This is a genomic window from Streptomyces sp. NPDC003016 (assembly GCF_053591455.1).
Window position 1 is genome coordinate 1 of record NZ_JBSFTV010000075.1, and the last position, 16,680, is coordinate 16,680.

2 protein-coding genes are annotated in these 16,680 nt (G+C 73.8%); both read right to left on the bottom strand.

What is annotated here, in order from left to right:
* A partial coding sequence (locus tag ACWDZ4_RS34335) for a type I polyketide synthase (protein ID WP_451512313.1) occupies nt 1-8,555 on the bottom strand: 8,555 nt, incomplete at its 3' end.
* An 89-nt stretch (nt 8,556-8,644) separates the two neighbouring features.
* Nucleotides 8,645-16,612, bottom strand: coding sequence for a type I polyketide synthase (locus ACWDZ4_RS34340; protein WP_451512314.1), 7,968 nt, complete (start codon nt 16,610-16,612; stop codon nt 8,645-8,647).
* Between the last annotated feature and the right edge of the window lie 68 nt (nt 16,613-16,680).

Consider the following 16,680-nt stretch of genomic DNA (forward strand, 5'->3'; position numbering starts at 1 on the left):
TCCCCCTGCGCACTCTCCGGCAGACTCACCTCGGCGAAGACCTCACCGTCCCGGACCCACGCTGCCCGCAGACCCTGGAACACCGGACCATAAGCAAAGCCCAGCTCCGCGAACCGCTCATAGCAACCCTCGACGTCCAGCGCCTCCGCGCCCGCAGGCGGCCACACCGTCGCATCGAAGTCATCAACGGACACCTGACCACCGACCGTCAGCACACCCGAGGCATGCTGCGTCCACGGCTGCTCGTCGGCGCCGTCGAGCCGGGAGTGCACGGTGACCGGATGCCGGTCCGTGTCGTCCGCGGCCCCGACGCGCACCTGCACCTGGACCGCGCCGTCCTCCGGCAGCACCAGCGGGGCCGCGAGCGTGAGCTCCTCGACCCGGTCGCAGCCGACCTCGTCACCGGCGCGGAACGCCAGCTCCAGCAGCGCGGTGCCCGGCATCAGGACCCGGCCCATGACCGCGTGATCGGCGAGCCAGGGGTGCGACTGGACGGACAGCCGTCCCGTCACCAACGCGCCCTGGCCCTCCGCGAGTTCGACGGTCGCACCGAGCAAGGGGTGCCCGGCCGCTCCCAGTCCGGCGGCGCGTACGTCACCGGCGGCGTCGGCCTGCGAACCGGCCGGCCAGATCCACTGGTGCTGGAAGGGGTACGTGGGCAGGTCGACCCGCGACGCATCCGTTCCGGCGAACACGGCGAGCCAGTCCACGGGAACGCCCCGGGTGTGCAGCTGAGCAAGGGCCGCGAGGGCCGCGGGCTCCTCTGCGCGGTTCTTGCGGAGGACCGGTACGGTCACGGCTCCCTCGGACACGGACTCCTGCGCCATGGCGGAGAGCACCCCGTCCGGGCCCAGCTCCAGGAACGTCATCACGCCCTGCTCACCGAGGGTGCGGACGCCGTCGGCGAAGCGCACGGCCTCGCGGACGTGGCGCACCCAGTACCCGGCCGAGCACAGCTCCTCGGCCGACGCCATACCACCGGTCAGGTTCGACACCACCGGGATGACCGGCTCGGCGTACGACAGACCCTCCGCGACCGCCCGGAACTCCTCCAGCATCGGATCCATCAACGGCGAATGGAACGCGTGCGACACGCGCAGAAGCGTCGTCCTACGGCCCAGCTCCACAAGTTGCGCGGCGACCTCCAGAGCCGCCTGCTCGTCTCCGGAGATCACCACCGACGACGGGCCGTTGACCGCCGCGATCGAAACCTGGCCCTCCCGCTCGGCCAGCAGCGGCAGGACCTCGTCCTCCGTCGCCTGCACCGCGATCATGGCGCCGCCGGCCGGCAGCGCCTGCATCAACCGCGCCCGCGCCACCACCAACGAACAGGCGTCTTCCAGCGAAAACACCCCCGCCACATGCGCCGCCGCGATCTCACCGATCGAATGACCCGCCACGAAGTCGGGCTTGATCTCCCACGACTCCACCAGACGGAACAACGCCACCTCGACGGCGAACAACGCCGGCTGGGTGAAGCCCGTCTCGTTCAGCAGCTCCGCATCCCCGCCCCACATCACCTCACACAACGAACGGCCCAACTCACCGTCCAGCAAAGCGAGTACCGAGTCCAGCGCCTCCGCGAACACCGGGAACCGGCCGTACAACTCCCGGCCCATCCCCAACCGCTGCGAACCCTGACCCGAGAACAACACCGCCGAACGGCCACCGACCACCGCACCCGACACCACGGAAGGATCCGGGACACCGGACGCCAGGGCCGTCAGTGCGCGCACGGTGTCGGCGGAGTCACCTGCCACGACCACCGCACGGTGGTCGAACAGCGACCGGCTCGCCACCAGCGAGTATCCGATGTCCACCGGGCGGGCAGCCGTCTCCCCGTCCACCACCGACAGCAACCGCGCCGCCTGGGCCGCCAGCGCCTCCGACGTCCTGCCGGACAGGACCCACGGCACCATGCCCGCCTCGTGCACCGTGGGCGCACCCTCGGCGACCACGGACCCGCGGATGACGTTCGGCGACTGCTCCAGGATGACGTGCGCGTTCGTACCGCTGATCCCGAACGACGACACACCCGCGCGCCGGACGCGACCGGCCTCCGGCCACGGCGTGGGCTCGGTCAGCAGCTCCACCGCGCCCGCCGACCAGTCCACATGGGACGACGGCTCGGTCACGTGCAGGGTCTGCGGCAGCACACCGTGGCGCATCGCCATCACCATCTTGATCACGCCCGCCACACCGGCCGCCGCCTGGGTGTGACCGATGTTCGACTTCACCGAACCCAGCAGCAGCGGACGCTCCGGGTCACGGTCGCGCCCGTACGTCGCGATCAGAGCCTGCGCCTCGATCGGGTCACCGAGCGTGGTGCCGGTGCCGTGCGCCTCGACCACGTCCACGTCCTCGGCCGACAGCCCGCCACTGGCCAGCGCCTGACGGATCACCCGCTGCTGCGACGGGCCGTTGGGCGCCGTCAGACCGTTGGACGCACCGTCCTGGTTGACCGCACTGCCCCGCAGCAGGGCCAGCACCTGGTGACCGTTGCGCCGTGCGTCGGAGAGGCGTTCCAGCACGATCATGCCGACGCCTTCCGACCAGGCGACGCCGTCGGCCGACTCGGAGAACGCCTTGGACCGGCCGTCGGGGGCCAGGCCGCGTGCGCGGGAGAACTCGACGAAGGTGCTCGGGGTGGACATGACGGTGACACCGCCGGCCAGGGCCAGTGAGCACTCACCACTGCGCAGGGCCTGGGCGGCGAGGTGCATGCCGACCAGGGAGGAGGAGCACGCCGTGTCCACCGTCACCGCCGGGCCCTCCAGGCCCAGGGTGTACGACACCCGGCCGGAGGCCACGCTCGGTGCGCTGCCGTTGCCCCGGAAGGCTTCGTACTCCTCACCCGTGAGCAGCGGCCCGTAGTCGTTGTACATGACACCGGCGAACACACCGGTGGCGCTGCCCTTGAGCGTGGCCGGGTCGATCCCGGCCCGCTCGATCGCCTCCCACGACGTCTCCAGCAGCAGCCGCTGCTGCGAGTCCGTCGCCATCGCCTCACGGGGTGACATCCCGAAGAACGCCGGGTCGAAGTCGCCCGCCGTGTGCAGGAATCCGCCTTCGCGGACGTGGGTCCGGCCGGGGTGGTCGGGGTCCGGGTCGTAGAGGCCGTCGAGGTCCCAGCCTCGGTTGGTGGGGAAGCCGGAGATGGCGTCGCCGCCCTCCGTGACGAGTCGCCAGAGGTCCTCGGGCGAGGTCACTCCGCCCGGGTAGCGGCAGGCCATGCCGACGATCGCGATCGGGTCGTCGCCACCCGGGGGCAGGGCGACGGCGGTCGGCGCCGCCGGTGCCTCTTCCGCGGCGCCGAGCAGTTCGTCGCGCATGTGGTCGGCGAGGGCACTCGGGGTCGGGTAGTCGAAGACCATGGTCGCGGGGAGCCGCAGGCCGGTCACGGTGTTGAGGCCGTTGCGCAGTTCGACGGCGGTCAGGGAGTCGAAGCCGAGGTCCTGGAACTGGCGGGACGCCTCGACGTCCGTCGCGTCGGCGTGTCCCAGTACCCGGGCGATCTGGCCGCGGACCAGGTCGAGGAGGACGTCGCGGCGTTCGGCGGCGTTCAGTCCGGCGAGGCGCTCGGCGAGGCCGCCGGCGGTCTGGGAGATCTGGGCGGCGGCGCGGCGGCCCGGGGAGCGGATGAGACCGCGCAGCAGGGGCGGGATGTCGCCCTGGGCGCGCAGGACGGGCAGGTCGAGGCGTACGGGTGCGAGGGCCGCGACGTCCGTGCCGAGGGCGGCGTCGAACAGCGCCAGGCCCTGGGGGACGGTCAGGGGCGGCATGCCGGAGCGCGCGATGCGCTCGACGTCGATGTCGGTGAGTGTGCCGGTCATGCCGACGCTCTGGGTCCAGGGGCCCCAGGCGAGGGAGTGGCCCGGCAGTCCGTGCTTCTGCCGGTGGGTGGCGAGCGCGTCCAGGAAGGCGTTGCCTGCCGCGTAGTTGGCCTGTCCGGGGCTGCCGAGGGTGGCCGCGACGGAGGAGAAGAGGACGAACGCGGCCAGGTCGAGGTCCCGCGTCAGTTCGTGGAGGTGCCATGCGGCGTCGGCCTTCGGGCGCAGCACACCGTCGAGCCGCTGCGGGGTGAGCGAGCCGATCACGCCGTCGTCGACGACTCCGGCGGTGTGTACGACGGCGGTGAGCGGGTGGTCGGCGGGGACGGTCGCGAGCAGGTCCGCGAGTGCGGTCCGGTCGGTGACGTCGCAGGGTGCGACGGTCACCCGGGCGCCCTGTGCGGTGAGTTCGGCCCGGAGTTCGTCGGTGCCTTCGGCGGCGAGGCCGCGGCGGCTGGCGAGCAGCAGGTGGCGTACGCCGTGCTCGGTGACCAGGTGGCGGGCGAGTACGCCGCCGAGGCCGCCGGTGCCGCCGGTGATGAGGACGGTGCCGTCGGTGTCCCAGGCGGGCCGCCCGGTGGGGGCCTGGACGCGGGTCAGGCGGGCGGCGAGGAGCTGTGTGCCGCGTACCGCGAGGTCGGGCTCCTCCGCCGCGGCCGCGAGTGCGGAGCGCAGGAGGGCCGGCACGGCCTCCAGGGGGAGTGAGGCCGTGCCGGGGTCGATGTCCAGGAGGCCGAGGCGTCCCGGGTTCTCGGTCCTGGCGGTTCGTACGAGGCCGTGGACCGAGGCGGCTGCGAGGTCGTCGCCGGTGTGCGCGCCCCGGGTGACGAAGATCAGGCGGGCGTCGGCGAAGCGGTCCTCGTCGAGCCAGTGGTGGAGGTGTCCGAGGACGGTGGCGCCCAGGGTGTGGGTGGCCGTCACGACGCCGTCGTCCGTGGTGCCGGGTTCGCCGTTCGCGGCGATGAGGACCATGGGGGGGACGGGCTGGTCCGAGGCGGCGAGTTCGTCCAGGCCGGGGTGGGCCGTCACCGGGAGTCCCGCGGTGCGCAGGTGGACGGCCAGGCCGAGGGGGTCGGGGCCGATCACGGCGACCGTGTCGGGTGTGGCGGTGGCCGGGTTCTTCGTCTCGGTCCAGTCCACGCGGAACAGTGAGTCGCGGTGGACGGGGCCGGTGTCGTCGAGGTCGGCGGTGGGGACCGTGCGGGAGACGAGGGAGTCCACGGACAGGACGGGGCCGCCCGCGGTGTCGTAGATCGCGATGGAGACGGTGTCGTCGCCCGCGGGGGCCAGGCGGGCGCGTACCGCCGTGGCGCCGGAGGCGGTCAGTGACACGCCCTCCCACGCGAACGGCAGGCCGCCGCGGCTGATGGCGCCGAGGTCGGTGAAGGCAGCCGCGTGCTGGGCGGCGTCGAGCAGGGCCGGGTGCAGGCCGAAGGCGCTCGCGTCGGTGCCGGAGTCCTCGGGGAGCGTGACGTCGGCGTACACCTCGTCGCCGAGCCGCCAGGCGGCGCGCAGTCCGCGGAAGGAGGGGCCGTAGTCGAAGCCGAGTGCGGCGAGCCGGTCGTAGCAGCCGTCGAGGTCGACGGGGTCGGCGCCGGGGGGCGGCCACACGGTGGCGTCGAAGCCGGGGTCGGGGGCCGGCGCGCCGGGTGCGACGAATCCGCTGGCGTGCTGGGACCACGGGAGGTCGAAGCCGTCCTCGGCGCGGGAGTAGATGCCGAGCGGGCGGCGTCCGGCGGCGTCGGCCGCGCCCACGCGTACCTGGAGCTGGACGGCGCCGTGTTCGGGGAGGGCCAGGGGCGCGGCGAGGGCGAGTTCCTCGACGCGGTCGCAGTCGACCTCGTCGCCGGCGCGGATGGCCAGTTCGACGAAGGCGGTGCCGGGCAGCAGGGCGCGGCCGCGTACGCCGTGGTCGGCGAGCCAGGGGTGGGTCCGCAGGGACAGCCTGCTGGTGAACAGCGCGCCCTCGCCGTCGGCGAGTTCGACGGCGGCGCCGAGCAGGGGGTGTCCGGCGGAGCCCAGGCCGGCGGCGCGCATGTCGCCGGAGGCGTCGAGGGCGGCGGCGGGCCAGAAGCGGCGGCGCTGGAACGGGTAGGTGGGCAGGTCGACGCGCTGGGCGCCGGAGCCTTCGTAGAGGCCGGACCAGCGGACGGTGGTGCCGCGTACGTGCACCCGTGCGAGGGCGGTGACCGCCGCGAGTTCCTCCGGGCGGTCCTTGCGCAGCAGCGGCACGATCTGCGCCTGCTCGGTCAGCGAGTCCTGGGCCATGGCGGAGAGCACTCCGTCGGGGCCCAGCTCCAGCAGGGTGGTGACGCCGCGTTCGGTGAGGGTGTGGACGCCGTCGGCGAACCGTACGGCTTCGCGCACGTGCCGTACCCAGTAGGCGGCGGAGCACAGTTCCTCGACGTCGGCGGTCCGGCCGGTCACGTTCGACACGACGGGGATGCGGGGCTCGGCGTAGGCCAGGCTCTGCGCGACGGCGCGGAACTCGTCGAGCATCGGGTCCATGAGCGGTGAGTGGAAGGCGTGCGAGACGCGCAGGCGCGTCGTCTTGCGGCCCTGCGCCTCGAAGTGCGCGGCGATGTCCTGTACGGCGCTCTCGTCGCCGGAGATCACCACGGAGGTGGGTCCGTTGACGGCGGCGACGGAGACCCGCTCGGTGAGCAGCGGGGTGATCTCGTCCTCGGTGGCACGGACGGCGGTCATGACGCCGCCGGCGGGCAGGGCGGCCATCAGTGAGGCGCGGGCGGCGACGAGGCGGCAGGCGTCCTCCAGGGAGAAGACGCCCGCCACGTGGGCGGCGGCTATCTCGCCGATGGAGTGGCCTCCGACGAAGTCGGGCGTGAGGCCGAGGGAGGTGACGAGGCGGTACAGGGCGACCTCGACGGCGAAGAGCGCGGGCTGGGTCCAGCCGGTCTCGTCGAGCGGTCCGGGGTCGGTTCCCCAGACGATGTCGCGCAGCGGGCGGTCGAGGTGGGGGTCGAGTGCGTCGGCTGCAGCGTCGAAGGCCTGGGCGAACACCGGGAATCTGGCGTGGAGTTCACGTCCCATGCCCAGGCGCTGGGAGCCCTGGCCGGAGAACAGGACGGCGAGCAGGCCCTCGTCGGCCACGCCCTCGGCGATCTGCGTGGGCTCGGGGGCGCCGGGCAGCAGGACGGAGCGGTACTCGAAGGCGGAGCGGCCGGCGGCGAGGGAGTGACCGATGTCGGCGGGCCGTACTCCGGGGTTGCGCTCGATGAAGGAGAGCAGCCGGGTGCGTTGCTCGGCCAGGGCGGCGGCGGACCGGCCCGAGAGGACCCAGGGGATGACGGCGGGGGTGGCGGTGTCGTCGGCGGGGGCGGTCTCGGGGAGGGCGGGAGCCTGTTCGAGGATGACGTGGGCGTTGGTGCCGCTGACGCCGAACGAGGAGACGGCGGCGCGCCGGGCGCGGCCCGTCTCGGGCCACTGGACGGGCTGGTCGAGGAGTTCGACCGAGCCGGTCGTCCAGTCCACGTCGTGGGAGGGTTCGCCCGCGTGCAGACTGCGCGGCATCAGACCGTGCCGCAACGCCATGATCATCTTGATGACACCGGCGGCGCCGGAGGCGGCCATCGTGTGGCCGATGTTCGACTTGACCGATCCCAGCCGCAGGGGGTGCTCGCGGTCCTGTCCGTAGGTGGCCAGCAGCGCCTGGGCCTCGATGGGGTCACCCAGCGTGGTGCCCGTGCCGTGCGCCTCGACGAGGTCGACGTCGGCGGGTGTCAGCCGGGCGTTCTCCAGGGCGGCGCGGATGACGCGGCGCTGCGAGGGGCCGTGGGGTGCGGACAGGCCGTTGGAGGCGCCGTCCTGGTTGATCGCGCTGCCGCGCAGCACGGCCAGCACGGGGTGCCCGGCGCGCTGGGCGTCGGAGAGCCGCTCCAGTACGAGGACGGCCGCGCCCTCGCCCCAGCCGGTGCCGTCGGCGTCCTGGGAGAAGGACTTGCAGCGGCCGTCGGCGGCCATTCCGCTCTGGGCGGTGAAGGAGACGAAGGGGCCGGGCGTCGCCATCACGGAGGCGCCGCCCGCCAGGGCCATGCTGCATTCGCCGTTGCGCAGGGACTGCGCCGCCCAGTGCAGGGCGACCAGGGAGGAGGAGCAGGCGGTGTCGACGGTGACGGCGGGGCCCTCGGCCCCGAGGGTGTAGGAGAGCCGTCCCGAGATGACGCTCGCGGCGTGCCCGGTGGTCGAGAACTGCTCCGCGTCCTCGCTGGAGGCGTTGATGACCGCGGCGTAGTCCTGCCCGGCGGTGCCGACGAACACGCCGGCCCGGCTGCCGCGCAGGGTCAGCGGGTCGATGCCGGCGCGCTCCAGGGCCTCCCAGGCGACCTCCAGCAGCAGTCGTTGCTGGGGGTCCATGGCGACGGCCTCACGGGGTGAGATCCCGAAGAACCCGGGGTCGAAGTCCGCCATGTCGTAGAGGAAGGCGCCCTCGCGGGCGAGGCTGTGGCCGGGGCCGTCCCCGGCGAGGCGCTCCAGGTCCCAGCCCCGGTCGGCGGGGAAGTCCCCCATGACGTCGCGGCCCTCGGTGACCAGGTCCCACAGGTCCTCGGGGGAGGTCACACCGCCGGGGTAGCGGCAGCCGATCCCGACGACGGCGATGGGCTCCTCGGCGGCCGCCACCAGCTGCTGGTTCTGCTGACGGAGCCGTTCGATCTCCTTCAGCGACGACCGCAGGGCCTCGACGTACTTGTTGGGGGACGTGCTCATCGAACTCTCCAGGTCTCTTTCGGTTTGCAGATGCCGCACAGCCGGTGACGTCCGTCCGGCGCGGCCGGGCGGACGTCACCGGGGGGCCGCTACATGTCGGTGACGAGCCGCAGCAGGCTTTCGGCGTCCATGTCGTCGAGGTCCTCGATCGGGTCCTCGCCGTCGAGAGGCCCGGTGGTCGCCTCGGCGGCGTCGGCGGTGGCGAGTTTGAGCACCATGTCCAGAAGTCCTGCTTTTCGGAGTCTGCTGATGGGAACGGAGGCGAGCACGTGGCGGATCTCGGCGTCGGGATCGTCGGCCCGGTCGTCGGCGGTGTGCCCGGGGGCGGCGCCGAAGAGCAGGGAGCCGATGTGCCGGGCGAGGGCGGCCGGGGTGGGGTGGTCGAAGGCCAGGGCCGCCGGCAGCGGCAGGCCCAGGGCCGCCCGCAGCCGGTTGCGCAGCTCGACGGCCGTCACCGAGTCGAAGCCGACGTCGCGGAACGCGCGGGTGGCGGGGATGGCGTCGGTCGCGTCGTGACCCAGGGTCGCGGACGCTTCGGCGCGTACCGCCTCCAGCAGGGCCCGTTCGCGTTCGGCGGTGGGCAGGGCGTCGAGCCGCTTCCTGAGGGGCGGGGTGGCGGAGCCGTCGTCGGCGGGTGCTTCCTCGCCCGCCGACAGGGCCCGGCCGGCCTCGGGGATGCCGGCGAGCAGCGGGCTGGGCCGGGTCGCGGTGAAGCTGGGAGTGAAGCGTTCCCAGTCCATCAGCGTCACGGTGAGCGCCGTGTCGTCGTCCTCCAGCATCCGCTGGAGCGCGGCGATGGCCAGCGGCGGCCCCATCGGCATGACGCCCTGGCGCCGCAGCCGCTCGTGGACCTCGTCGGCCGTGGCCATGCCGACCTCGGCCCAGGTGCCCCAGGCGACGGAGGAGGCGGTCAGGCCCTCGGCCCTGCGGTGCTCGGCCAGGGCGTCGAGGAACGCGTTGGCCGCCGCGTAGCCGGGCTGGCCGCCACTGCCCCAGGTGGCCGCGCCCGACGAGAACAGCACGAACGCGTCCAGGTCGAGGTCGCGGGTCAGTTCGTGCAGGTGCAGGGCGGCGGTGAGCTTGGACCGCATCAGGGCGTCCAGCTGTTCCAGGGTCAGCGATTCCACGGAGGCGTCGCCGTCGGCGACGCCGGCGGCGTGGAAGACCGAGGCGAGGGGGAACTCGGCGGGGATCGCGGCCAGTACGCCGGTCAGCGCGTCGCGGTCGGCGGCGTCGCAGGCGGCGATGGTGACACGGGCGCCGAGGCCCTCCAGTTCGGCGCGGAGCGCGGCCGCGCCGGGCGCGTCCTCGCCGCGGCGGCTGGTCAGCACCACGTGTCCGGCGCCGCGCTCGATCATCCAGCGGGCGACCCGGCCGCCGATCCCGCCGGTGCCGCCGGTGATCAGGGCGGTGCCCCGGCCCTGCCAGCGGCGCTCGGGGCTGTCCGCGGTGGGCGTCGCGTGGGTGAGGCGGCGGCCGTAGATCCCGGTCGGGCGGACCGCGATCTGGTCCTCCCCGTCCAGGCCCGCCAGTACGGCGGTCAGCCGGGCTCCGGATCGCGCGTCCAGGGTCTCCGGGAGGTCGACGAGACCGCCCCAGCGGTCCGGGTGCTCCAGCGCGATCACCCGGCCCAGGCCCCACAGGGCGCCTTGCACGGGCCGGGTGAGACGGTCGTCCCTGCCCACGGACACCGCACCGCGGGTGGCGCACCACAGGGGGGCGCGCAGTCCCGCGTCGCCCAGGGCCTGGACGAGGGTGAGCGTCAGGGCCAGTCCCGCGGGTACGGACGTGTGGTTCGGGTGGCGCTCCTCGACGGGCGCAAGCAGGGACAGTACGCCGGTGAACTCCGTTCCGTCGGCGGTCAGTTCCTTGAGGCGCTTGGCCCAGGCGGTGCGGCCTGCGCCGTCGCTGCCCTCCGCCTCCAGCCGGACCGTGTCCGGGCCGAGCAGGGCCAGTACGGCGGTGATCCAGGCGCCGTCGGCCCGGTCCGCCGGTACCACGGCGAGCCAGCGGCCCGCGGGTGCGGTGGTGCCGGGCTCGTTCAGCCGGGTCCAGTCGACCCGGTAGCGCCAGGCGTTGACGGCCGAGCGCTCCCGCGACTTGGCGCGCCACGCCGACAGGGTGGGCAGTACGTCGCCGAGCGAGGAGCGGGCCCCGCCCTCGGCGACACCGAGTTCGTCGGCCAGGGACTCCAGGTCTTCGCTCTCGACGAGGTCCCAGAAGGCGCTGTCCGTGGCGTCGCCGTCACCGGGGGCCGCGGCGCCGGCCGGGGCCGCCGCGGGCTCGGGCCAGTACGTGCGGTGCTGGAAGGCGTAGGTCGGCAGGTCGACGGGGACGGCGGCGCCGGCCGGGAACGCCGTGCGCCAGTCCACGGCGGTGCCGTGCGCGTGGGCCTCGGCGAGGGAGGCCAGGAAGCGCCGGAGGTCGCCCTCGTCGCGGCGCAGGGTGCCCAGCACCACGGCGGAGTCGGCGACGGCCTCCTCCACCGTCTCCTGGGTCTCCTGGATCGGGGCGGCCAGCACCGGGTGCGGGCTCATCTCGATGAAGACGCGGTGTCCGTCCGCAAGGAGCGCGCGGGTGGCCTCCTCCATCCGTACGGTCGTGCGCAGGTTGGTGTACCAGTACGCGCCGTCGAAGGCGGCGTCCGTCAGCCGGGCGCCGGTGACCGTCGAGTAGAACGGAACGCGCGGGCTCGCGGGGACGACCGGGGCCAGGACGCGTGAGAGGTCGTCGCGCACGGCTTCGACGTGGGCGCTGTGCGAGGCGTAGTCCACGGACACCTTGCGGGCGCGGACGCCCTGCTGTCCGCAGGCGGCGAGCAGTTCGTCCAGCGCCCCGGCGTCGCCGGAGACGATGACCGACGAGGGCCCGTTGACGGCCGCCACGGACAGCAGCTCGCCCCAGGGCTCCAGCAGGGCGCTCACCCGCTCGACCGGCGCGGCCACCGACATCATGCCGCCGAGCCCGGAGAGGCGGGGCAGCGCCTGGCTGCGCAGGGCCACGACCGCGGCGGCGTCCGCCAGGGTCAGCGCGCCGGCCACGTACGCGGCGGCGATCTCGCCCTGCGAGTGGCCGACGACGGCCGACGGCTCGACTCCGTACGAGCGCCAGAGCGCGCTCAGCGCCACCATCATGGAGAACAGCGCGGGCTGGACGACGTCCACCCGTTCGAGCAGCGCCGGGTCTCCTTCGCCGGCCAGTACCTCGCGCAGGGACCAGTCGATGTACGGGGCGAGCGCGTCGGCGCACTCGTCCACGGCGGTGCGGAACACCTCGGAGTGGGCGAGCAGTTCGCGGCCCATCCCCCACCACTGGGAGCCCTGGCCGGGGAAGACGAACACCGGTCCCCTGGCGCCCTCGCCGACGGCGCCCTGTACGACGCCTGCCGCGGCGCGTCCCGTGGCCAGTGCTTCGAGGGAGCGCAGGAAGTCGTCGCGGGTGCGGCCGATGACGACCGCGCGGTGGTCGAAGGACGCGCGGGTGGCCGCCAGCGACCAGCCCACTCGTGCGGGCGACAGGCCGGGGTCGGCGTCGGCGAGGGCGAGCAGCCGGGCCGCCTGGTCGCGCAGCGCCGCCTCGGACTTGGCGGAGACCGGCCACGGCACGACCTGCTCGTCGGCGGGGTCCTGCGCGGCGTCGGCGTCCGCCGTCCCGGTTTCGGCGGGGGGCGCCTGCTCCAGGATCAGGTGGGCGTTGGTGCCGCTGATCCCGAAGGACGACACTCCGGCGCGCCTGGGCCGGTCGGTGTCCGGCCACGGGGTCTGCCCGGTCAGCAGTTCCACCGCGCCGGACGTCCAGTCGACGTGCGTGGAGGGGGTGCCGGTGTGCAGGGTTCCGGGCAGGACGCCCTCGTGCATGGCCATGACCATCTTGATGACGCCGGCGACTCCGGCGGCGGCCTGGGTGTGACCGATGTTGGACTTGAGCGAGCCGAGCCACAGCGGGCGCTCGGGGTCGCGGCCCTGGCCGTACGTGGCGAGCACGGCCTGCGCCTCGATGGGGTCGCCGAGCCTGGTGCCCGTGCCGTGCGCCTCCACCGTGTCCACGTCCGCGCCGGTGATCGCCGCGTTGGCGAGGGCCTGGCGGATGACCTGCTGCTGGGCGGGGCCGTTGGGGGCGGTGAGTCCGTTGGACGCGCCGTCCTGGTTGATCGCCGAGCCGCGGATCACCGCGAGGACGCGGTGGCCGTTGCGCCGGGCGTCCGACAGGCGCTCCAGCAGGACCAGACCGACGCCCTCCGCCAGGGTCATGCCGTCGGCGGCGTCGGAGAACGGCTTGCAGCGGCCGTCGAGCGCGAGCGCCCGCTGCCTGCTGAAGCCCACGAAGGCGTGCGGGGTGCCCATCACGGCCGCGCCGCCCGCCAGCGCGAGGGTGCTCTCGCCGCTGCGCAGCGACTGGCAGGCCAGGTGCATGGCGACCAGCGAGGACGAGCAGGCGGTGTCGACGGTGACGGCCGGGCCCTCGAACCCGTACAGGTACGACACGCGGCCGGACAGCACACTGGCCGCCGTGCCGGTGACCATGTGCACCTCGGAGCCCTCGGCGCCGTTGTGCGCGGTTGTCGCGTAGTCCTGGTGGCTGGCGCCGATGAAGGTGCCCGCGGTGGTGCCCCGCAGCGAGTCCAGGTCGATCCCGGCCCGCTCGAAGGCCTCCCAGGAGGTCTCCAGCAGCAGGCGCTGCTGCGGGTCCATCGACACGGCCTCACGCGGCGAGATGCCGAAGAACGCGGGGTCGAAGTCCGCGGCGTCGTGCAGGAATCCGCCCTGGGTGGAGTACGTCCGGCCCTGCCGGTCGGGGTCGGGGTCGTAGAGCCCTTGGGCGTCCCAGTTCCGGTCGGCGGGGAATTCGGAGATCACGTCCGCGCCGTCCAGGGCGAGGCGGATCAGCTCCTCCGGGGTGTTCGCGCCGCCGGGGTAGCGGCAGCTCATGCCGATGATGGCGATCGGGTCGTCGTCGGCCCCCGCGGACGTGGTGCGGGCCGCCGAGGCGGGTTCGGGGCCGCTGCCCAGGGCCGCGCCCTTGAGGAACCCGGCGAGTGCGACGGGGTTGGGGAAGTCGAAGACCAGGGTCGAGGGCAGGGTGAGTCCGGTGGCCGCGACGATGCGGTTGCGCAGGTCGACGGCGGTGACCGAGTCGAAGCCGATGTCGCGGAAGGCGCGCCGCTCGGGGAAGGACTCCGCGGAGGCGTGGCCCAGGACGGCGGCCGCCTCGGTGCGCACGAGGGTGAGCAGCAGGCGTTCCTGTTCGGCGTCCGTCAGGTCGCGCAGCCGCGCGGCGAGTTCGCTCGCCGCGGGCAGGCCGGCGGCCTGCTGCGGGGCCGGGGCCAGCTGGCGGGCGACCTCGGGCACCTCGTCGAACAGGCGCGTGGGGCGGCCGGTGGTGAAGACGGGGTAGTACGTGTCCCAGTCGATGTCGGTGAGCCCGATGACGGTCTCGTCGTCGTCGAGGACCCTGCCCAGGGCGCTGAGCGCCTGCTGCGGGTCCAGGTGGGCCAGGCCGCTGCGGCGGATGTGGTGCGGGTCGGCCAGCTCGCGTTCGATGTCGTCGGGCCACTTGCCCCAGTGCACCGAGGTGGTGCGCAGACCGCGGGCGCGGCGGTTGACCGCGAGCGCCGAGAGGTAGGCGTTGCCCGCCACGTAGGCGGCGTGGTGGCCGCTGCCCCACATGCCGGCGGTGGACGAGTACAGGACGAAGTCGTCGAGCTCGTCGTGGTCGAGGAGTTCGTCGAGGTGCTGGGCGCCGGTGACCTTGGCGTGCACGACGTCGGAGAACGACTCCGTCGTGGTCTCGGCCAGGGTGTACAGCTCGATGACGGCCGCGGTGTGGATGACCGTGCGTACGGTGCGGCCCTCGGCCTTGAGGTCCGCGAGGAGCGCGGCGACGGCGTCACGGTCGGTCACGTCGCAGGCGACGGCCTCGGCCTCGGTGCCCGAAGCGGTCAGTTCCGCGACCAGTTCGGCCGCGCCGGGGGCGTCCGCGCCCCGGCGGCTGGCGAGCACCACATGGCCGGCGCCCCGGCCGGCGAGCCAGCGGGCGAGGTCGGGGGCGAGGGTGCCGGAGCCGCCGGTGACCAGGGTCGTACCGCGTGGGGTCCACGTGCGGGAGGGGCCCTGTCCGCCGGACTTGGCGCGGACGATGCGGCGGGTGAAGACCCCGGAGGGACGGACGGCGAGCTGGTCCTCGTCGCCGAGCGCGCCCGCGAGGGCGGAGACCACGTGTCCGGCCGCCCGCCGGTCCAGTGCCGGCGGCAGGTCGATGACGCCGCCCCAGCGGTGCGGGTGCTCCAGCGCCGTGGTCCAGCCGACGCCGGCGATCTGGGCCTGCACCGGGTGGGTCAGGGCGTCCGACCGGCCGGTGGACACGGCGCCCCGGGTGAGGAACCACAGGGGCGCGGTCACGCCGGCGTCGCCGAGGGCCTGGACGAGCGAGACGGTCAGGGCGAGGCCGAGGGTGAGGCCGGGGTGGCGCCCGCCGCGCTCCTCGGCGGCGGCGAGTGTGGAGACGATGCCGGTGAACTCGCCGGCGGAGGACAGCAGCTCCGCGAGGACCGCGCGGTCGGTGTGCGCGTCGTCGAGGACCAGCCGGGTCACTTCGGCGCCCGCCGCGGTCAGCAGGCCGGTGGTTTCGCTGTCGTCGGTGCCGCCGGCGGACACCACGAGCCAGGTGCCCGTCAGTGACCGCTGGGGGACCTTGGCCAGCGGCGACCAGGTCACCCGGTAGCGCCAGGAGTCGGTCTTGGAGGATTCGTTGCGCGACTTGCGCCAGGAGGACAGGGCGGGCAGCACGGCGGCCACCGCGTCCTCGTCCGTCCGCAGGGTCGAGGCCAGGGCGCTGACGTCCTCCCCCTCGACGGCCGCCCAGAACCGGGCTTCGGTGGGGTCGGCCGTCGTATCGGCCCGGTCGCTCACGGCGGGGATGTTCCAGAAGCGTTCGTGCTGGAAGGCGTAGGTGGGCAGATCGACGCGCCGGGCGTCGGTGCCTGTGAAGAGCGCGGCCCAGTCGACGTCGACGCCGCGCACGTGGATCTCGGCGGCGGAGAGCAGGAAGCGCGCGAGTCCGTCGCGTCCGCGGCGCAGCGTGCCGGTGGCGACGGCCGGCTCGCCGTACGCCTCGGTCATGTCCTGTACCGACATGGTCAGTACGGGGTGCGAGCTGACCTCGATGAACGCGCGGTGTCCGCCGGCGAGCAGGTTGCCGATCGCTTCGGCGAACCGCACGGTCTGCCGCAGGTTCGTGTACCAGTAGGCCGCGTCCATCGTCTCGGTGTCCAGCCAGTCGCCGGTCACCGTGGAGAAGAACGGGACGTCGCTGGTGCGCGGGGCGACCGGTGCGAGGACGTCGAGGAGTTCGTCGTGGAGGTTCTCGACCTGCGCGGAGTGCGAGGCGTAGTCCACCGCGACGCGGCGCACCCGGATGTCCTCGGCCGTCAGCAGCGCCGAGAGTTCGTCGAGCGTGCCGGGTTCGCCGGAGACGACGACCGAGCGCGGTCCGTTGACGGCGGCGACCGACACCCGGCCCTGCCAGTCCGTCAGCCGGCTCTCCACCTCGTCGACGGGGAGCGGTATCGACATCATCCCGCCGTGGCCGGCCAGGGTGCGGCCGATCGCGCGGCTGCGCAGGGCGACCACCCGGGCGCCGTCCTCCAGGGAGAGCGCGCCGGAGACGACGGCCGCGGCGATCTCGCCCTGCGAGTGGCCGACGACCGCGTCGGGCTCCACCCCGTGGGCGCGCCACAGGGCGGCGAGGGAGACCATGACGGCGAAGGACGCGGGCTGTACGACGTCGACGCGCTCCAGGGACGGCGCTCCGTCGGCGCCGCGCAGCACATCCTCCAGGGACCAGTCCACGAACGCGCCGAGTGCCGTGGCGCATTCGGCGATCCGCTCGGCGAAGACCGTTGATTCGACCAGCAGTTGGGCTCCCATGCCCACCCACTGAGAGCCCTGGCCGGGGAAGACGAACACCGTCCTGCCCTCGACGTCGGCCACGCCCCGGACGAGGTCGGCCCAGGGCTGGCCGGTGCTCAGCGCGGTGGTTCCGGCGAGGAGTCCGTTCACATACATGCATCATCCACATAATATGCTTGATGCATGCGGTGTGTACGATGCACATCCTTGCTGCGAAC